The organism is Psychroserpens sp. NJDZ02 (assembly GCF_004843725.1).
GTDB lineage: Bacteria > Bacteroidota > Bacteroidia > Flavobacteriales > Flavobacteriaceae > Olleya.
This window is the reverse complement of sequence record NZ_CP039451.1, coordinates 2,702,011-2,721,934: the sequence shown is the minus strand read 5'-3', so window position 1 is coordinate 2,721,934 and position 19,924 is coordinate 2,702,011. Positions and strand designations below refer to the sequence as shown.

General features: G+C 32.3%; 17 protein-coding genes. 13 read left to right on the top strand and 4 right to left on the bottom strand.

Features of this window, described 5'->3' with window-relative positions; genetic code table 11:
- Position 1 precedes the first annotated feature (1 nt).
- The 4 genes from E9099_RS11885 to E9099_RS11870 are packed head-to-tail and all read left to right on the top strand — an operon-like array spanning position 2 to position 3,993.
- On the top strand, positions 2-1,207 hold the full coding sequence (locus E9099_RS11885) for an efflux RND transporter periplasmic adaptor subunit (RefSeq protein ID WP_136583792.1): 1,206 nt from the start codon (positions 2-4) through the stop codon (positions 1,205-1,207).
- Between the two features lie 2 nt (positions 1,208-1,209).
- Positions 1,210-1,626, top strand: a complete 417-nt coding sequence (locus E9099_RS11880; protein WP_117881269.1) for a Fur family transcriptional regulator — start codon at positions 1,210-1,212, stop codon at positions 1,624-1,626.
- A 55-nt stretch (positions 1,627-1,681) separates the two neighbouring features.
- Positions 1,682-2,044, top strand: coding sequence for a DUF3703 domain-containing protein (locus E9099_RS11875; RefSeq protein ID WP_136583791.1), 363 nt, complete (start codon positions 1,682-1,684; stop codon positions 2,042-2,044).
- Positions 2,041-3,993 (top strand): heavy metal translocating P-type ATPase, encoded by a 1,953-nt coding sequence (locus tag E9099_RS11870; protein ID WP_136583790.1) that lies wholly within the window; start codon positions 2,041-2,043, stop codon positions 3,991-3,993. The genes E9099_RS11875 and E9099_RS11870 overlap by 4 nt, the downstream gene beginning before the upstream one ends.
- Positions 3,994-4,267: 274 nt before the next feature.
- On the opposite strand, the gene ltrA is transcribed toward E9099_RS11870, so the two are convergent.
- On the bottom strand, positions 4,268-5,548 hold the full coding sequence (gene ltrA, locus E9099_RS11865) for a group II intron reverse transcriptase/maturase (protein ID WP_136581764.1): 1,281 nt from the start codon (positions 5,546-5,548) through the stop codon (positions 4,268-4,270).
- 710 nt (positions 5,549-6,258) lie between these two features.
- Between ltrA and E9099_RS11860 the strand changes: the two genes are divergently transcribed.
- The 6 genes from E9099_RS11860 to E9099_RS11835 all read left to right on the top strand — a co-directional run bounded on the left by E9099_RS11860 (position 6,259) and on the right by E9099_RS11835 (position 12,202).
- A complete protein-coding gene (locus E9099_RS11860) occupies positions 6,259-6,822 on the top strand; it encodes a hypothetical protein (RefSeq protein WP_136583789.1) in 564 nt (187 codons plus the stop codon).
- Between the two features lie 916 nt (positions 6,823-7,738).
- Positions 7,739-7,900, top strand: coding sequence for a hypothetical protein (locus tag E9099_RS19225; protein WP_168800745.1), 162 nt, complete (start codon positions 7,739-7,741; stop codon positions 7,898-7,900).
- Positions 7,901-7,951: 51 nt separating this feature from the next.
- Positions 7,952-8,707 (top strand): hypothetical protein, encoded by a 756-nt coding sequence (locus E9099_RS11850; protein ID WP_136583787.1) that lies wholly within the window; start codon positions 7,952-7,954, stop codon positions 8,705-8,707.
- A gap of 149 nt (positions 8,708-8,856) precedes the next feature.
- The gene (locus E9099_RS11845; protein ID WP_136583786.1) at positions 8,857-9,627 is read left to right on the top strand and encodes an AraC family transcriptional regulator; all 771 of its coding nucleotides are present in this window, start codon (positions 8,857-8,859) and stop codon (positions 9,625-9,627) included.
- Between the two features lie 67 nt (positions 9,628-9,694).
- Positions 9,695-11,152: a S41 family peptidase gene (locus E9099_RS11840; protein WP_136583785.1), complete on the top strand. Its 1,458-nt coding sequence runs from the start codon at positions 9,695-9,697 to the stop codon at positions 11,150-11,152.
- A 504-nt stretch (positions 11,153-11,656) separates the two neighbouring features.
- The gene (locus E9099_RS11835; protein WP_136583784.1) at positions 11,657-12,202 is read left to right on the top strand and encodes a peptide-methionine (S)-S-oxide reductase; all 546 of its coding nucleotides are present in this window, start codon (positions 11,657-11,659) and stop codon (positions 12,200-12,202) included.
- Between the two features lie 38 nt (positions 12,203-12,240).
- Here E9099_RS11835 and E9099_RS11830 read toward each other — a convergent pair whose 3' ends face one another.
- Positions 12,241-13,116, bottom strand: a complete 876-nt coding sequence (locus E9099_RS11830) for an EamA family transporter (protein WP_136583783.1) — start codon at positions 13,114-13,116, stop codon at positions 12,241-12,243.
- 341 nt (positions 13,117-13,457) lie between these two features.
- On the opposite strand from E9099_RS11830, the gene E9099_RS11825 reads away from it, so the two are divergent.
- Entirely contained in the window at positions 13,458-13,979 is a 522-nt protein-coding gene (locus tag E9099_RS11825) for a hypothetical protein (RefSeq protein WP_136583782.1), read from the top strand.
- 506 nt (positions 13,980-14,485) lie between these two features.
- Positions 14,486-15,244: a T9SS type A sorting domain-containing protein gene (locus tag E9099_RS11820; RefSeq protein WP_136583781.1), complete on the top strand. Its 759-nt coding sequence runs from the start codon at positions 14,486-14,488 to the stop codon at positions 15,242-15,244.
- Positions 15,245-15,380: 136 nt separating this feature from the next.
- Here the strand turns inward: E9099_RS11820 and E9099_RS11815 are convergent, their stop codons facing one another.
- Both E9099_RS11815 and E9099_RS11810 read right to left on the bottom strand, forming a co-directional pair.
- Positions 15,381-16,841 (bottom strand): aminoacyl-histidine dipeptidase, encoded by a 1,461-nt coding sequence (locus E9099_RS11815; RefSeq protein WP_136583780.1) that lies wholly within the window; start codon positions 16,839-16,841, stop codon positions 15,381-15,383.
- Positions 16,842-16,984: 143 nt separating this feature from the next.
- Positions 16,985-18,541 (bottom strand): hypothetical protein, encoded by a 1,557-nt coding sequence (locus E9099_RS11810; protein WP_136583779.1) that lies wholly within the window; start codon positions 18,539-18,541, stop codon positions 16,985-16,987.
- A gap of 271 nt (positions 18,542-18,812) precedes the next feature.
- On the opposite strand from E9099_RS11810, the gene E9099_RS11805 reads away from it, so the two are divergent.
- Positions 18,813-19,880 (top strand): DUF3810 domain-containing protein, encoded by a 1,068-nt coding sequence (locus E9099_RS11805; RefSeq protein WP_136583778.1) that lies wholly within the window; start codon positions 18,813-18,815, stop codon positions 19,878-19,880.
- Positions 19,881-19,924 lie beyond the last annotated feature (44 nt).

The following is a 19,924-nucleotide window of genomic DNA, read 5'->3' as shown; positions in this document are numbered from 1 at the left end:
TATGAAAAACACACTATATATCATCTTGACAATTTTAATATTGTCATTTTCAGCTGCCTCTTGTGGCAACAAAGAAAATCACAATGAAGAAGATGGACACGCACACGATGAGGAAACCAGTACTAATCCTAAAGAAGAACATCACGAAGGAGAAGAAGTTATGTTATCATCACAACAATTTGAAGCCTTAAAAATGAAAATTGACACCATTACCTCACGCAATATGAGTGGCTATGTAGAAGCAAACGGAACTTTGGAAGTGCCACCACAAAATGAAGCTGCCATAACTTCGGTTGTTGGTGCAAATGTGGTTTCTATTGAAGTGATTGAAGGCGACAAAGTAAACAAAGGTCAAGTTGTTGCATACCTTTCACATCCCAATATTATACAAATGCAAACCGATTATTTGAATGCGTATAGCAACAGCACTTTTCTAAAGAAAAACTATGAACGACAACAAAAATTATATAATGCAGGTGTAGGCTCTGGTGCAAATTTTCAAAAAGCAGAAGCAGAATATGACGCATCAAAAGCTATGGTTAATGGAATGGCAGCACAGTTAAAATTGTTGAATATTAATTCAAATTCAGTCGCAAATGGTACGATAGCGCAACGTGTGGCATTACGCAGTCCCATTGAAGGTTATGTGCAAAAGGTGGAAGTGAAAACAGGACAATATGTTGAACCACAAACCGAACTCTTTGAAATTGTAGATACGCATCACGTTCACGCAGATTTAATGGTTTTTGAAAAAGACGTTTACAAAGTAAAAAAAGGTCAAAAAGTTACCTTTAATATACAATCTATTGAAGATGATGAATTGAGTGCAGAAATATATTCAGTAAGCAAAACTTTTGAGGATAACCCAAAAGCGGTTCACGTTCACGCAGAAATTGAAAACAAAAAAGGAAATTTAATTCCAGGAATGTACATTCAAGGTAGAATACAGACAGAAAGCACTAAAACAATGGCATTGCCAGAAAGTGCTATTGTAAAAGAAGGCGACAAATTTTATGTGTTTTCAGTTGAAAAAGAAAATGTGGATTGGAGTTTTAAACCAATTGAGGTTATTTTGGGAGATAAAGATGGCGATTGGGTAGCAATTCAATTTTCCGAAGAAATAGCAACAAATACAAAGTTTGCTTATAACAATGCGTACTACCTAATTGCAGAAATGAAAAAGGGCGAAGCAGAACACGCACATTAATTATGCAAACAATAGAACAATTATTAGAGTCAAAAGATATACGAGTTACGGCAATGCGATTACTTATTTATAAGTTTCTTGCACAAAAGCAAGTAGCGGTAACATTAAGCGATATTGAAAACGCTTTTGAAAAAGCAGATAGAACAACTTTGTACAGAACGGTAAAGACATTTGAAGAAAAAGCAATCGTTCATCAAATAGATGATGGCACAGGAATTACCAAATATGCACTTTGCGAAAAAGGTTGTAATTGCGAAATTGAAACCGATTTACATTTACATTTCCATTGCAATAATTGCAATGAAACCGTTTGTTTAACAGAACATAAAATCCCACAGATTAAAGTGCCAAACGGGTTTATTTCCGAAGATATAAATTTGGTAGTAAAAGGTATTTGCGATAAATGTAGTGGTCAATAAATGCACTTCCATTGCATCCATTAAAGAGATATTTTTATATTCCAAATAAAAAAAAGTGAAATTAAATTTTAAAATACCATACCATCTAAAAACTGCCTATTCCAAAGAGGTTGATTTGTATAGAATAGCTATAGCTAATCAAGACTATTGTAATGCTTGGTATCATTTGGAGAGAACCCATATAATTGGTCAATCTTATCCAATTCAACATACCTATTCGCATTGGTTAATGTTAAAATTTGGATTGAAGCAAAAAGATATAAAAGAAGTATTTGGACAACTGTTAAGATTGGCTGTTGGTGGTTGGAAGTCTTTTATAAACCACGTACCTCTTGGCAATACTGGTGGTGCCAATGTACCACCATTGAAAAAGATACCATTTCCTAGTGATATTGAACAATTAATGAATACACAATGAAAAAAAAGAAACTCAATTTAAGAGATATAAAACCGAGTGCTGAAAAAGAGCATAATCACGATGATGGTCACGACCATAGTGGAGAATCAAATAATTTTAAAGCCTATATTCCTGCGATAATAAGTTTTTCTATGCTCATTATTGGTATTGCTTTAGATTACTTTGATGTTGCATTTTTTAAAGATTGGATTCGCATTATTTGGTATAGCATCGCTTATTTACCAGTTGGATTTCCAGTTTTAAAAGAAGGTTGGAATAGTATAAAAAAGGGCGATGTTTTTACGGAGTTCTTTTTAATGTCAATCGCCACTATTGGCGCGTTTATCATTGGCGAATATCCCGAAGGTGTTGCGGTAATGTTATTTTACGCAGTTGGCGAATTGTTTCAAAATGCAGCAGTCAACAGAGCAAAGTCAAATATTAAAGCTTTGCTTGATGTAAGACCAAATGAAGCTATAGTATATCGTAATAACGATTACGTTTCTGTTAATCCTGAGACTGTAGAAATTGGCGAAAAAGTTCAAGTTCGTGTTGGCGAAAAAGTGCCATTAGATGGTATTTTACTTTCTGATAAAGGTTCGTTTAACACAGCAGCTTTAACAGGCGAAAGCAAACCTAATACGATTTCCAAAAGTGAAAAAGTTTTTGCAGGAAGTATTAATCTCGATGGTGTGATTGAAATTGAAACCACTAAAGAATTTAAAGACAGTTCTATTGCCCGAATTCTGGATATGGTCCAAAATGCGACAGCTCGAAAGTCGAAAACGGAATTGTTCATTAGAAAATTCGCAAGAATTTACACACCAATCGTTGTATTCTTGGCAATTGGAGTTACGTTTTTACCATACTTTTTTGTAGATGATTATGTATTTAGAGATTGGTTGTATCGTGCCTTGATTTTTCTTGTGATTTCGTGTCCTTGTGCGTTGGTAATCTCAATTCCGTTAGGATATTTTGGTGGATTGGGTGCAGCTTCAAAAAATGGAATTTTATTTAAAGGTGCTTCATTTCTCGATGCAATGACCAAAATAAACACGTTGGTTATGGACAAAACGGGAACAGTTACAAAAGGCGTTTTCAAAATAAAAGAAGTAAAAGCAATCGGTTGGGAAGAAACTGAATTTATGAAGTATTTAATGGCAATGGAAGAACAATCCACACATCCTATCGCCAAAGCTATTTTAGAATACAAAGCAGATGGCGTAGATTTTAATGCAACCGAAGTTTCAGAAATCGCTGGAAAAGGTTTGAAAGGAATCGTTAACGGAAAATCTGTTTTAGTTGGGAACAAGACTTTGATGACTGCCAATAATATTGAAGTCGCAAAAGAAACCAACTCTATTGTAGAATCGATTGTTTTAGTTGCTATCGATAAAAAATTTGCTGGTTATGTAGTTATTGCAGATGAATTAAAGGAAGATGCAAAAGAAACAATTATTAATTTACGTAAGATAGGAATAACAACTATTATGATGCTTTCGGGCGATAAAGATTCCATTACCCAAAAGGTTGCATCCGAATTAAATATCAAACAAGCCAAAGGTGGATTATTGCCCGAAGACAAATTTAATGAAGTTGAAATTTTAAAACAAAATCCCGAAAACAAAATTGCTTTTATTGGCGATGGAATAAATGATGCGCCAGTTTTGGCAGCAAGTGATGTTGGAATTGCAATGGGTGGATTAGGAAGTGATGTTGCGATTGAAACCGCAGATGTGATTATTCAAACAGACCAACCATCAAAAGTTATAAGAGCAATACAAATAAGTCGTTCCACTCGAAAAATCGTATGGCAGAATATAGGCTTGGCATTTGGAGTGAAAGTGATTGTGTTGATTTTAGGAGCAGGTGGATTAGCTACAATGTGGGAAGCGGTATTTGCTGATGTTGGTGTGGCACTTTTAGCAATTTTAAATGCAGTTAGATTACAGAAAATGAATTGGGATTGAGTAACATTGCGTAAAAATTTGGTGCTAAATTGAAAAATCGATAACCGAAATGCCAACGCTTAAGCCATACACATTTACAGTCGCATCATCCAAGCTTCGCCAAAACTGTAAAAGAGTATGTCTTGCCAACGCTCGCATCTGAACTAAACAACAAACATCGGAAAACCAAGCTGTACGTAAAAAGCACTATGCACAATCGAGTAGACGGCTCCGACTAAAATAGCCGGAGTGCGCCTCTCACACCACCGCACGTACGGGTCTCGTATACGGCGGTTCACCAAATTGAAGTTTGCGTATTATTAATATAATCTAACAAAGGTTTATACCCTTTTCGTTTAAGCCTAGAAGTTGTGATAGTAGTCTTTAAAATAGGACTTTGAGCTACTGCCCAACCTCCCATTCTTGTTCTACTCCAAGCATAAGCTTGTCCTGCCTCTATACCTAATTGAATCAAGTTTTTACGCTTGCGTTCTAGTTTCTTCCAATCGTGCCAAATACAATAGCGTAATCGATTTCTTAACCATTCATCTAGCTTTTTACTTTTTGCATAGATGTTTGTTAAGCGATAATTAGTCATCCAGCCTCGGCAGACTTGGTTAAGCCGTTCAAGACGTTCTAACAACGACATCGGTTTGGTTTTCTTGGTGATACTTTTTAGATTACGTTTAAACTTTGCCCAACTGTTCTTAGCTACCACTAATGCATATTGTCCTTTCACTCCCTTTTTATAAATGGGCACAAAACCATGTCCGAGTAACTCAAAATTTACAGGTCTACGCAGGCCACTTTTGGCTTTATTTATAGGTAATTTAAGTCTGTCTCTTAAAAAGACAAACAGTTTGTTTCCTATTTGTTTCGCCTCGCTTTTACTTTTAGCGTAAACGCTAAAATCGTCAGCATAGCGCACATAACGCAAGCCCATACTTTTCATTTCTTTGTCCAATACATCTAACATAATATTAGATAATAAGGGACTTATTGGACTGCCTTGCGGGATTCCTTTTCTGCGCTTTTTGAGTCTTCCATTTATTAAAATGGGAACTCTTAGCCATTTTCGGATTAACCGTAAGGTGGTTGGACATTTTACCTTGTGGTAAATAAGTTGCAGTAAAATACAGTGGTCTACTTGATCAAAGAATCCTTTTAAATCAATATCTACAATATCTTGGTAACCTGAATTGATATACCTTTGAGCTTGTAGTACTGCTTTTTGGATATTATTTTGTGGACGAAAACCGTAACTAACAGGTTCAAAATCATACTCAAAATGAACCATTAATTGCTGACTTACCGCCTGTTGTAGCCATCTATCTACTACCGTCGGTATTCCTAAAAGTCTAGTTTTACCTTCTCCTTTTGGAATAGTTACCCCTAATATTGGTTTTGGAGTATAGCGGTTTTCTCGAATGGTGGATAGTAGTATTGAACGGTTTTCTAATATATATTTAGAAAGCCTCGTTGTTTTCATACCATCTACACCGCTCGCACCTTTATTGCGCTCCACTTGTCGTGTTGCTTTATAAAGGTTTGTTGCTGCTAATACATTTTCAATCATAGGGTTAATAATACGTGTACTCCTGTTGCTCTAAAACTAGGCTAGCTAAGCATCCTAATTGAATGACAACGTAATTTAATGTTCAGTCCTTCCTTACTTGTGAGACCTTCTGAGGTATTGCCTCAACTCGTTTCCTGTAAGTACTATGACTTCTGCTGACTTCTCCATATAGTCAACTCGTAACTTTGGAGACCTCCCCAGGTAATGGCATCTTCTTTCACTCAATCACTGCCGTATCTACATAGTTACCCTTTTGTTACTGTTTGGGCGTTACAATGATGTGCTTGCTTACCCGAATAACTATGCCTCTGTATACGATTTCTGTTCGTCAGTACCGAGTTTTGTAGTCTCGCTTCCTTCAGATAAAACCTCACGGTTTTCACCCTTGCGACTTACTAATGCTTCAAGACGTTACTCCTGCGCATAAGGGACTTGCACCCTCTAGATTAATTATCTACCTTTAGGTAAATAAAAAGATGCCCATGCTGGGCACACACACTGTATAAAAATAATAAGGGTTAAGTGCCAGACCCAAAGTTGGTGCATATTAATGAAGTCCGCCAAATCTTTGATTTGGCATTTAGTATAGTGAAAAAGTAAAATACCAAATCAAAGATTTGGCTAAGTGCTAAACTGAAAGTCAGTGCTTTTTAATCCCTTACTATTCTTATACTAACCGTTGTAGCACATTAAAACCAACCAACATACGAATGAACAAAATCATAGTTTTTTTATTCTTTTTAGCAATCGGAATTATTTCCTGTAAAAATCCTGAAAAGGAATCTGACAAACTGGAAATTGCTAAAAAATTCTACATTGCAATTGACCATTCAAATCCTTCAAAAATGACTAAATTAATTACCGAGAGATTTATGACCATTGACGACGGATTTGAGCAGAAATATAGTGGAAATGAATACGCTCAATGGGTAAAGTGGGATTCTGTATTCCAACCGATTTACGAAATACTCAAAATCGAAAAAGAAAATGGAATTGTAAAAGCTAAAATTTCAAAAACGGACAAGCGAATTTCCTTTCTTCATCACGAACCTATTATTACAGATGAAATTATACAATTTGAGAATAATAAAATAAAGAATATCAATAGGACTTCTGCCTCGTTTAACGTTGAGGAATTTGTTAAAAACAGAGAAGAACTTGTAAATTGGATTGCGGAAAATCAACCTGAATTGGATGGATTTTTGAACGACCAAACAAAGAGTGGCGGAATGAATTATTTAAAAGCGATTGAACTGTATAAAAACAAAAAATAACGTGCTACAACACCGGTAACCGTTGCACAACCCCTTAAAAAAGCATAAAAACAGCTTAAAATCTTTGATTTTAAGCTGTTTTTAATTTTAATACGTCATTTTTTCTCTAAAATGCAAGTGGCTTAAAACATAGTATTCGAAGGCTTATTAAGTAGTTTTTGATGCTTTTAATAAAAGCAAGTAGTCCCGCTATACTTTCTGGTAGGTTTTTCATATATTTTAAATACTTTTTAAGATTATAGGCTGTTACGGATAGATGCATACACTTATTAGCTTGTTTAATCCCAAGGGGATTCACTTTTCCCATGCCTAAAAACTGGGTTAGTGTTCCAAATACGGGGGCTATCTGCTTTGTCGTTTTCCTTTTATATAGCTTCCTTTATTTGAGAAACACCACTATATCTAAACGTTTTTGCTCACCGTTTCGGCAAAAGGTTTTTGTCTGATTTATTAGAAATTCTAAATCTAAAACAGAAGATAATCGTCTATAAAAGTTGTCTTGCGGAATCCGAATATTCAACTAAAAATTGTTGAATAATTTATCTTGATATATTTTTGTGCCTTGCATTACTAAACATACTAAATTTCTATATATTTAACAGTACGTTATGCAACAGGCACAACGTATCTAATTTATGGCAAACCCCATACTATCTAGCAACAGTCCTGCGGAATATTCTATCTAGTATTTATTTAGTAAATTAGTTGTTTGACCGCGCAATTATCCAAACACAAAATCGCTATTAAACATTTAAAATGAATATACGTAATCACATTTTAATTCTAGTTTTAATTTTAGATCTCAGCATTATCAGACTTAAAACGTATCCCAAAAGAATATGCCATTTGGAGAGCGTTTTATAAGCATCCAAATGGACAACAAAAAATCACTAAAATCATCATTACTTCAAACGATTTGAATTTAAACACAAAAACCATTAAAGCAGTAAACGAAATTAAAAACTTGACTGTTAAAAATGGCAACCAACATATAATGGAACTTCATTTTGATAATGACATTCAGGGGAAATCATTTGATTTAAGACCTGGATTACCATTGATTATATATTTGCGATGAGAGAAAAAAAAATGCAAGGTAGTCCCGTATAAACAATAATTTAGACCAACAATGAAACTAATTACAACACTAATTTTATTTTTAATTTCGTTTTGTAGCTTATCACAAAATCAATTAAAAAAACAGATTGAATTAATAGAACAAAATATTAAATCAAATAGTATGTCTGATTTTCAAAAACTTGAGACAGACTTAGATAACGATAATGATTTAGATTACATATACTTATACCAATGTTCTGAACCAAAATGTATAGAAGTTTATTTAAATGTAAATCAAAAACTAGAAAAAGTAATATCTGAATTCTGCTATAATTATTATTTATATAACGGGGTAAGCAAGGATTTAGTAGTAAAACAGAATCATTGTTGTGGAGAGAGTCCATTTACATCAAATAGAATTTTTAATTTTCATTTAGACAAAACAATTATTAAAGAAAATTATGTCATTTTCAATGATAGTTATGAACTTTTAGAACCTAATTCCTACTTATCTAACGCTTATAATGTAAAGATTATTAACAATAATTATAATGTCAGATTTTCGCCTAATATAAGAGTGTACGATGAAGACGAATCTATGTTTGCCTGTGAAACAAAAACTAATGTCATTGGTAAGTTAAAAAAAGATAGCACAACAAAGGTTTTATCTGAATTAATTAAAGGAAATCGAATTTGGTTATTTGTTGAAATTGATAGTGAAGATTTAAACGATACACAATGTACAAACCCAATAGACTATGGATTTAAAGGACAAAAACTAAGAGGTTGGATAAGTAATAATTTTGTAGAAAAAACTAATACTTAAAACAGGTGCCAATAATTGCTGTTTTAATCCTATTGACCGACTTTACCAAAATTTCCTGTCAACTTCGTATAACTAAAGATATCATTTATTACGACAAAATCAGATCTCCATCACCTTAGGTATTATTAAAAATAACTATACAAGCAAGAATGTCATTCGATAAATTAGAATATATATCTATTGAAAATCAAACCACTGAATTTCCTAAACATTTTCACGAAACGTTTTGTATTTCACTTATACACAAAGGAACTGAACAAATTGATTTTGAGAATCAAAGCCTTTTTAGTGAAGCCAATAGCATTTCAATTACCAATCCTTATGAAATACATTCAAATCCACTGATTGACAAAAGTTCTTATTTAAAATTCGACACTATCTACGTTCCTAATAAACTTATGAAACTGGCGTTAAATGGTGAAAACATACAGTTTATAAATGGAAATAGGAAAATAAAAAGCAATAAGACCAATACCTTATTTTTAGAATTAAAAGAGGCGCTAGATTCAAAAAAAAATAAAGCAATTGAATATCATTTTTTTAAATTTGTTTATGCTCTAAAAAAATATTCAGAAGAAAACAAAAATGAATATTCAAATGTAGACTTTAACAACTTCAATGAAGTCAACATCTATATTGAAAATCATATTCAACAAAAATTTTGCTTAGATGAATTATCTAGAATAGTTAACATCAATAAATACGGCTTTGCAAAAAAATTCAAAGCAATAACGGGGATGTCACCTATTAACTATATATTGATGAGAAAAGTATTTTCTAGTAAAAAATTAATTGATTCAACCACGAACCTCACTGATATAGCCTATCAATATAACTTCACAGATATGTCTCACTATTCTAAAACCTTTAAACGGTTTATTGGAATTTCTCCTAAAGAATACAAAGAGAGCACTATATAAATTGCCAATATTATACAAGTCTTTACTCTCATTATGTAATTACATTTGAAAAAATAATTTATTCATAATGCACTTAATAACCAAACTGACGACACTCTCATTTTTAATCTTTTTATTTTCTTGTAACACAGAAAAAAAAGAATACACGCTATCACAAGAAGCAATGTTAGAAGACTACCAATTGTTTAGAAACATTTTTGAAAAAGCTAATGCTGGTTTATATAAATACCACACAAAAGCAGAAATAGATAGTGTATTTACAGCAAATGAAAAACTTATAAACAACAATCTCCCTTTCCGAAAATATCAGACTGTTTTATGGAATGTCATTGATTATACAGGAAGCTGTCATAATGAATTATTTCACCCTGACTCGTTAAATAAAACATTAAATAAAGAAAAAATATTCTTTCCAATTCCGCTTAAACATCTAAATAACAAACTCTACATAAATTACGCACATAAAGGCATTGCTGTTGGTAGTGAAATTGTGTCGGTAAATGGTATAGCTAGTAAAAAACTTTCCTCTCTATTAGCACATTACATAAGTACAGATGGACATAATAAAACAGGTAAATATGCTTTTCTAGAGACATCTAGTTTGGCCAGGCTCATGTACTATGTTTTTGGGAAACAAAACGAGTTTAATATTGAATATAAGACAGAAAATTCTTCAATAAAAAAACAACAAATTAATGCGGTTGATAAAGCTTCTTTTGTAAATAATTACAACCTCAGACATACAAAACAAAAGAAGAAAGAGGAAGAGTATCAATACCAATATATTGATTCTATAAATACAGGCTATCTAAAAGTTACAACCTTTGGTATGGGTGGTCCCGAATCTAAAGGTCATAAAAAATATGCTAAATTTATAGATTCAATTTTTAAGCATTTAAATAAAATCAAAGCACCAAATTTAATTGTAGACATTCGTAATAATGGAGGTGGTAATGACCCAAATGATTTACTATTATATTCTTATGTAACACAAAGAAATTTTAGAGAAAACACATCAGCTTATACTATTTTTCAAGACATCCCTTTTCCTGAATATTATATCGATGATGACATAGAAGAATTACCTATAAGCTTAAAAGAAGAGCATTCTATAGAAAAAAATGGTAAATACTATCAAAACGATACTTTTAATAAAATTTGGGAACCTAATAAAAATGCCTTTAACGGTTCTGTTTACTTATTAGTTAACCCATTTGTTGCGTCGGCAGGCTCATTATTTGCTAGCTTAGCAAAAAGTGATGACAACACCATAGTCATTGGAGAAGAAACTTGCGGCGGATATTATGGACATACAGGACATATTCCTGTAAATTATGAATTACCAAACTCTAAGTTAATTCTACATTTCTCCATCGTCGATTTAGAACAAGATGTAAAACAATTAACTGATGAAAAATATGGGGATGGCGTTAAACCTGACTATTTAGTTACACAATCTTACAAGGATTTTCTTGACAGAAAAGACACACAGCTAAACTTTACAATTAATTTGATAACAAAATAAAGACACCGTTTAACAATGCCTAAAAACATATAGTAATTTAGGCTTTACTAAAGGAGACTGTTTATTTATATATTTAGTCAAATACAACGTTGAGTGTTAAAAAAAAAGATAAAAGCAAACTATTCTATTTCGCTAAACACCAATTCGAAAGGTGTTTTATCACCTACTCTACGTTTCTTATACTAAACGTTAAATAGCCGCAATAAATCACTTAAAAAAGCACAGTCTTAAAAATTGTGCTTTTTCTATTATAGAATAAGTAACCTTAATTAAAAAAACTCTTAATTTTTTTATGACCCTCTGTTAATATTTATAATACAACGCTCCTGTATTTTTTTAGCAAATGATAATTAAGTATTTTGATCAACTTAATATTTACTCTTCTTTTGATACATCAGTAATTACTTATTTGACTTTACCAAAATTTTAAATTAACTTCGTTTGCTCTCTAATATAATTCATTAGAATGGAATCAAATTCGCCATACGCCGGCACTAATTAATAATGACAAAAAAAGAACAATCAGTATCAATAGAAACCATATATCTTGCAGGCGGCTGTCTTTGGGGCGTACAAGAGTTTTTAAAACACCTACCTGGCGTTATTAATACTGAAGCTGGCAGAGCTAATGGCCTTACTACATCTACTAACACAGACTATGACGGTTATGCGGAATGCGTCAAAACAGTCTTTGATACCACCATTGTTACAATTGAAGATTTAATACATTACTTTTTAGAAATCATTGATCCTTATAGTATCAATAAACAAGGAAATGATGTAGGAGAAAAATACCGTACAGGCCTCTACAGCACTGATCAAAACCACCTATTAAAGGCCAAAAATTGTATTACTAAAATAGAACAGGCGCTAAATGATAAAAATAAAACGAAAAAAGAGATCGCTATTGAAGTGTTGCCTTTAACAAATTTTATCCCAAGTGACGCAGAACATCAAGATAGATTAACCTTGCATCCTAGTGACTATTCTTATTGCCACATTCCTTTAGACTTGTTGTATAAGTATAAAAAAATAATCAGTAATATTTAATTAGGCAACCCGAGCTTTGTCAAAAAAACGACTTAAAATTACTCTTTTATATATTTGTTTCTTTTATTTAAGTATTGGTTAACTGCCAGAGACGCGAAAATAAGACTACCACCAATTAAAATTTTAATAATATCGGCCTCTTTATTCCATATAAGAAGGTTGACAATTAATCCTAACGGAATCAACGCATTATTCATAATTGCTAACGCCCCTGTATTTACTCTAATTACACCTTGGTTCCAAAAAAAGTAGCCTAAACCTGAAGCCACAGCTCCCAAATATAATAACACACCCCACTGTACTGGTGTGGTTGGCATTTTTTTGGTTGAGCCAAACATAAAAAAAGCAATTAACGACACTATAAATGCACCAATAAAAAATAAGCCAAAAATAGTATGCTTTGGTGTACTTTCTAATTCTGGTGTAGATTTTAATAAGTGCTTGTAAGCTACTTGACCAACAGCAAAACATAAATTAGCACCTTGGATGATTAAAAAACCTAAAACTACATTTTGACTAATGCTTGAGTATTGAATATAAGCAGCACCCAAAACAGCTATCAAAGCCGTTAGTAAATAGCCTTTATGAAATTGCTTGCTTAAAATATCATTTAATAACGTTATGTAAATAGGCGTAAATACGCTAAACAGTAATACCTCAGGAACAGTCAAAAAATTAAACGATTGAAAATAAAAACAATACATCAAACCCAATTGAACGGCTCCAATTGCAATAAGTTTAAAAATTGTTTCTGCTTTAATTTTATTAAGCCTTAAAAAAGGCAAAAATAATAGTGTTGCGATACCTATACGCATCAATACAGAAAACCAAGCATCCACATGCCCAGAAAGATAGACACCGATTAAACTAAATGAAAACGCCCAAATAATAGTCACTCCAAATAAATACCTCATAAATACATCCTAAATCAAATAATGAAGTTAAATAGTACACAAACGACCTATCCTTTTAACTAAAATCTTTACTTCAAAGCGAATATATAACATTAGATAAATCTAAAGACAATGAATATTAATTAATCCTGCCACAAAAAGTATTACAATACTCCAACTAGTGTCTATACTTAAATGAGAGTATGAAATAAAAGAAAGCATTAATTACCTGTTTGACGTTGTCGTTTTTTTAAACTAATTTCGTTTGGTCTCTAATGTATATTGACGATAATTTAAAAAAGTCCAAATAAGCCGAAAAAGGACTAAAAACAAAAGTAGGCATTATACTAAAATTGAATTATATGATTGTATGGTCAGGTAGAGGTTATCTATCAGTTATTGTTTTATTAATTACATTATTTATATGCGTTTCCATCTTTTCCACTGAAAACGCAGACTATAGTTTTATTATCACCGCTTTTGTTACTGGAATTTTTAGCTGGTATTTTGGAGGGAAATGGAATACAAAAAATGAACTAATTGTAATTGATAAAAAATCAGAACAGCAATTAAAAATCAAGAATAATCATACATTATTTTGGATACCAATGCAATATTGCGGAATTATATTTTCGACTCTTGGAATAATAATCCTTTTTCAAAATTCTGTACTTTTTGGAGTTATTACAACTTTTATTTTATTAGCTTTTATAGTAATACCTTTTATTATTCAAAAACCTAAATCTGAAATAAAAACGAAAACCACATATTCAGAGGAAAATAAAATAAACAATTCGAGTGAAATTATTTCTGAATTGAAAAAAGAAAACTCAATCAAAAAAGAGCTAGAACCTTCTGACCATAGTAAATTTATGCCAAAATAATAACGACTAACTCCTAATAAAAAAAAGATCCTTTTAGCAAAACCAAAGTTAGCTTTCAGTTTATTAGTATTTTATCTCCTAGAATCCTCATAACTAAACATATAACTGACTAAATAAATAAAGCACAATCTTAAGATTGTGCTTTATTTATTTTGGGAAAAGTCACATTAATTATAACCCCTCTTATTTTCAGGACTCCCTTTTAAATTCTCTAATACAAAGTTCCCCACACTTCGCTATACTGAGAATATAACTCATTAAAAAGGAGTCATAATCATTAGAGCAATAGCGAAAACAAACAACAAGATTACAGATAAAAGCAGTAAATACTGTCTAAAAAAAAGCCTTAATTAACCTGAAATTAGTAATCATAGATTTACTTTATCTAATCAAAACGTGGTTTAATCAAATCAAATTAAGGTTTATTCAATTAGTGTTTTTAATAAAAAAATTAAGTCGTTACTTTTAAAACGACATATTAATTTTAATCTAAAAATATTTTCTTTATGAAATTAAAAATACTTTTCTTTTTTTTAATTGGACTGTTGTGTTTTGAATTTTCTTTTAGTCAAAACACACCTATACCTTCTGGAAGTTTTAATGTAGCATCAGACGTTGATGATTGGACTATTTTACCAAATACAGTATCTAAATCTTGGTTTGATGGAGGTTGTCAATCAATGTTTGTTGATAATCTTCCAAATACCCAAACAGCAATTATTACATCACCTCTTTTTAATATTGGATCACCTGGTGATTATGAGTTAGAATTAGAGTATGGCGTAATTTATTCTACAACTGCTGCAGTATTTGAATTATTAGATGATAATAGTACTGTTCTTAGTGCTTCAACAAATAACACTATTACTGGTACATGTGCAGATTGGCCAAACCCTAAAAAAACCACTTTAGTTTTTTCTAATTTGAGTTCTGGGGACTATCAATTAAGAATAACGATACCTAAATCACAGTTTTTTATCGATGGTGTAAGTTTAGGTATTACAAATACATTATCTGTAACTAATTATAAATTAAAAGAGGCATTAATTATATCTCCAAACCCGACAAATGGCTCACTTCTAATGAATTTAAATTATTCGGGAAACTACTCGTTATTTAATATTAACGGTCAGTTATTACAAAACGGAAGTTTGAATATAGGAGAAAATATTTTAGACATATCAAATTTACCTAGTGGATTATATTTAATAAAAACAACAACATTGGAAGGGAAAACTTTTACTAATAAAGTTTTAAAAAAATAGATAAACTATCGCTAAATTAAAAGTTTAGCATTTCAAAACGACCTCCTAATTATACAAACCATTAAACTAACGCTATAAAAAAAGCACAATCCTAAGATTGTGCTTTTTCTATTTTATATAATACTACTTAAAAAGATTACTTTTTAGGAATCTCCTTTAATATCTCTAATACAAAGTTCCAGTATTTTTGAGCAGATGATATTTGTGCACGCTCATCAGGACTATGTGCTCCTTTGATGTTTGGTCCAAAACTAATCATTTCCATATCTGGATAGTTTTGACCTAAAATACCACATTCTAAACCAGCGTGACAAGCAGCAATATGTGCTTTTTCGCCATTTAATTTTTGGTATAAATTATCTAACACTTTTAATATCGAGCTATCCATGTTTGGTGTCCATCCTGGATAATCTCCTGACAACTCAACCTCGCAACCTGTAAGCTCAAATGCTGAACGTAACGTATTAGCTAAGTCCATTTTACTACTTTCGACAGAGCTACGTGTTAAACACCCTATTTTTACGTGACCATCCTTAATAATTACTCGTGCAATGTTATTAGACGTTTCTACCAATTCTGGAATATCTGCACTCATACGGAACACACCGTTTAAAGCGGCATAAATAGCACGTGTTAATCCTTCTTGCACACCAAGTTCCATTATTAGTTCTGGAGTCTCTGTTTTAGACACTTCAATCACTAAATCTGGCTCCATAGTTTTCAGTTCGGTTTTAATACTGTTACCCAACTCTTCCATTTCGCTGATAAAAGCAGCTTCGTGTACAGCATCTATTACAACTACTGCTCTACTTTCTCTTGGAATAGCGTTACGTAAACTTCCACCATCAATTTCCGAAATACGTAAACCAAAGTTTTCAAAACCATCAAATAATACACGATTCATTATTTTATTAGCATTACCTAAACCTTCGTGTATTTGCATACCAGAATGTCCACCTTGTAAGCCTTTTACTTTTACTTCAAATCCTATTTTAAATTCTGGAGTTTCTTCTTGCTCGTAAGTTCTAGTTGCGGTAACATCAATACCTCCTGCACAACCAACACCAATCTCGTCATCTTCTTCCGTATCTAAGTTTAATAAGATTCCGCCAGTTAATAAACCACCTTTTAATCCCATTGCACCCGTCATACCGGTTTCTTCGTCAATAGTAAATAACGCCTCTATTGCTGGATGTGGTATGTCTGTACTTTCTAAAAGTGCCATAATAGTCGCCACTCCTAATCCGTTATCTGCACCAAGCGTTGTTCCTTTTGCTTTTACCCAGTCACCTTCCACTACCATTTGGATCCCTTGTGTGTCAAAATCAAAATCGGTATCTGCATTTTTTTGGTGTACCATATCTAAATGCGATTGCATTACAATAGTCACACGGTCCTCCATACCTGCAGTTGCAGGTTTTTTGATAATTACATTTCCAACCTCATCTTCTATAACTTCTAAACCTAAATTGGTACCAAAGTCTTTCATAAATTTAATCACACGCTCCTCCTTTTTTGAAGGTCTTGGTACTGCGTTTAAATCTGCGAATTTATTCCATAATGCTTTTGGCTCTAAAGCTCTAACGTCTTGACTCATTTGTATAGTTTTAATTGAATTACAAAAGTACAAATTGCAGATGCATTAAAAAACCTTTTTAAGTTAGAAATAACATTAGGTGTTGCTCTTTGATTGTAGCTGAAAAATATGATCACATTTTACTCATAAACCAATCTAAATCCTTACCATGCTTTCCAAGCTCCCGTTTTAAGTAATTCCCGTGCCCTCTTATAACTATTTTCTTTGCTTGCAGCAATTTTGAAATCGTTTCCCATTCTTTCTGCTTCCAATAAGGGATTAATTCCTTCGGGTAATCCTTCGGTGGTTCCTTGCCTGATTTGTTTTGCAAGTTCGTTATCAACTCTTTTCTGTAAAGTTCTTCGTCGCTCTTCAATTTCTGCTTCTTCTTTATTAAAATCGTTTCGTATTTTAGACTCAGCTCTTGAATATCTTGGTTGAAATTGGTTTGTTTCTCGTTCAATTTCTTCAATTTCTCTTTTTTCAGCTTCATTAAGCCTGGTAACTTCTCCTTTTCGCTCATTAAAGTGGCGTTTAAATCCGTCTTCAATATCTTCGAATTCTTTTCTAATCGCATTTTCAGACTGACCATGCTCTCGTTGGACTTCATACTCGTTTTGAATTGACTTTTGCTCGCTGTCAATTCGTCTAGCTTCTGATAAATATCTTTTTTCCAAGCCTCTAACGTATTCTGAAAACTTTGCTTTCTTTCTTCCAAAAGCCTCTCCTCTTGTTTCAAACTCTTGAAATTGTCCTCCAAGCTCTTCAAATACATATTTTTCATATTCTGACTCCATAGATCCCAATCTCTCCCTAGCTGATCTTGTAGACTCCTCAATTCTAGATCTTTCTGACTCAAAATATTGTTCTGCTCTTCTGTAATATTCCGTTCCCAAGCATTTTTCAATAGTACGTAACGTGTTATTAAGTCTTGCTTTACGGCAATTGATCGATTCTTCAAAAACTCTTCTTTGGTATTCATCAGGTTCCAGTATTCCTTCTGAAGATCCATCGGAAACTGATACATATTTGGTGTTTGCTTCTTTTCCATTAAATTCCCACTTTACACGTTGTGTTGACTTAAAATTATCTTCTATTTCTTTTTCTGATGATTTAGGCACTATAATACTTACCGTATCAATCCCTAATCGTCTTAAATTTATCTTTTTTTCTTCTGTAACTTTATGCTTATCTACTAATTCTATAAATAATATTGGTTTGTTCTCAACATCAAAAAAAACAATATCTGGTTTCATAAGTAAATACCTTTCTTCAACATCTACATTTTTACCATACCCAATAGTCCCATCTTCGTCTTCAAAAAATGTAAGTTGAGATTTAACCTTATCAGCGTATATAAATTTTGACTGCTCTAAAAGTATAGGCGCACCATCTTCTTTGTATGGAGGGTACTTATACACCGTTGGTACTTTAATAGATTTTAGTCTTTGTAGAATGTCGGCAGCTAATATTTCTCTATACTCTCTATTACTAAAAGTACAGGGCACTAAATCTTTTTTAACATCAACAGGCACATGTCTAAAGTAAGATTTATGATTCCTATTCTTTCTTTTTACAGCTTCCATTTGTTTATCACAACCAATGCAGAAATACCCCTGACGTCCACTTGGAGCATTGTCAATGTACAAATGTTCTCCTTTTACGTTTTTAGCCCAATCATTATTAGCTTCTATGTCATATATTTTTTCTTCTAATGCCATAATTTCATATTAACTATTCTCTGCAAATACTTTCCTTTAATTCATAAATGTATAAATATAAATTGATTTTACTTTACGGTTTCCCTCAATAACAACTGATTTTCACAATTTTAAAACATTTCTTATTCCTTTATAAACAAAAAACAACCTCAGTCCATACTCCTGATGGTAGTGGCATCCTTTTTTGCAAAAAAAGATATAACGGACAGCAGGTAGAAACCTTTTAAACAAACCTAAGCGATTGGTCCTAATTTTTAATTATTTTTGAGTTATGCTAAAAAACAAAAAACTGTGGATTGCCTTACTGATTATACCAATGTATATATTAGTGAAAGTTTCGGCTAAATTCCCGGACACGGTCGAGGTTGTATATAGTAATGGTTTGTATCCCTTTATTTCTAAATTATTTAGGTATACTTTGGGTTGGTTACCTTTTAGTTTTGGCGATTTATTATATGCTTTTACTATAATTTTTATTATCCGTTGGCTAATTTTAAATGTAAAACGCATCTGGAAAGATACCGTACGTTGGCTAATTGATGTCTTTGCTGCTGTTAGCGTTATTTTTATGGCGTTTCATTTATTTTGGGGGTTTAATTATTACCGAAATCCTTTGCATAAAAATTTAAATTTAGAGGATGATTACACGACTGAGCAATTAGTTACGGTGACCAAAAACTTGATTAAAAAATCTAATGCTATTCAATTAGAAATCACTAAAAATGATAGTTTAAAGGTCGAATTACCGTTTACTAAATCCGAAATTTTAGCATTAACGCCTAAAAGTTATGAGGCTTTAAAAACCGATTTTCCGCATTTGGAATACCATCCTAAAAGTTTAAAAAAATCGTTATTTAGTTATCCATTAACCTACATGGGTTTTAGTGGGTATTTAAATCCAATTACTAACGAGGCTCAGGTGGATGATATGATTCCGGTGTATAAATTCCCGACGACTGCTGCGCATGAAGTCGCACACCAATTGGGTTATGCTAAAGAAAACGAGGCTAATTTTATTGGTTTTTTAGCCACTATTAGCAACGAAAATATCTATTTTAAATATTCGGGTTACACATTTGGTTTAAGGCATTGTCTTGGCGAAATTTTTAAACGTGATCCTGATTTATATGACCAATTATTACCGACTATTAATACAGGGATTATAAAAAACTATCAAGAGGTCAGTAAGTTTTGGAATGCTTATCAAAATCCGTTAGAACCTTTTTTTAGATCGACCTACACGACGTATCTAAAAGCCAACAACCAAGCTAAAGGTATGGATAGCTACAGTTACGTCGTAGCTTTATTGGTTAATTATTTGGAAGACAAAACTTTTTAAAAACGTTAAAACTTATTTGAGGTTTGTTTGGCATATTGGCTTAT

Excerpts from the sequence above, each read along its gene's own strand:
- E9099_RS11870 (WP_136583790.1), top strand. The coding sequence starts at position 2,041 with ATGAAAAAAAAGAAACTCAATTTAAGAGATATAAAACCGAGTGCTGAA.
- E9099_RS11820 (WP_136583781.1), top strand. The coding sequence starts at position 14,486 with ATGAAATTAAAAATACTTTTCTTTTTTTTAATTGGACTGTTGTGTTTT.
- E9099_RS11815 (WP_136583780.1), bottom strand. The coding sequence starts at position 16,841 with ATGAGTCAAGACGTTAGAGCTTTAGAGCCAAAAGCATTATGGAATAAA.
- E9099_RS11830 (WP_136583783.1), bottom strand. The coding sequence starts at position 13,116 with ATGAGGTATTTATTTGGAGTGACTATTATTTGGGCGTTTTCATTTAGT.
- E9099_RS11845 (WP_136583786.1), top strand. The coding sequence starts at position 8,857 with ATGTCATTCGATAAATTAGAATATATATCTATTGAAAATCAAACCACT.
- E9099_RS11850 (WP_136583787.1), top strand. The coding sequence starts at position 7,952 with ATGAAACTAATTACAACACTAATTTTATTTTTAATTTCGTTTTGTAGC.
- E9099_RS11840 (WP_136583785.1), top strand. The coding sequence starts at position 9,695 with ATGCACTTAATAACCAAACTGACGACACTCTCATTTTTAATCTTTTTA.
- E9099_RS11805 (WP_136583778.1), top strand. The coding sequence starts at position 18,813 with ATGCTAAAAAACAAAAAACTGTGGATTGCCTTACTGATTATACCAATG.
- E9099_RS11825 (WP_136583782.1), top strand. The coding sequence starts at position 13,458 with ATGATTGTATGGTCAGGTAGAGGTTATCTATCAGTTATTGTTTTATTA.
- ltrA (WP_136581764.1), bottom strand. The coding sequence starts at position 5,548 with ATGATTGAAAATGTATTAGCAGCAACAAACCTTTATAAAGCAACACGA.
- E9099_RS11810 (WP_136583779.1), bottom strand. The coding sequence starts at position 18,541 with ATGGCATTAGAAGAAAAAATATATGACATAGAAGCTAATAATGATTGG.
- E9099_RS11835 (WP_136583784.1), top strand. The coding sequence starts at position 11,657 with ATGACAAAAAAAGAACAATCAGTATCAATAGAAACCATATATCTTGCA.
- E9099_RS11880 (WP_117881269.1), top strand. The coding sequence starts at position 1,210 with ATGCAAACAATAGAACAATTATTAGAGTCAAAAGATATACGAGTTACG.
- E9099_RS11860 (WP_136583789.1), top strand. The coding sequence starts at position 6,259 with ATGAACAAAATCATAGTTTTTTTATTCTTTTTAGCAATCGGAATTATT.
- E9099_RS11885 (WP_136583792.1), top strand. The coding sequence starts at position 2 with ATGAAAAACACACTATATATCATCTTGACAATTTTAATATTGTCATTT.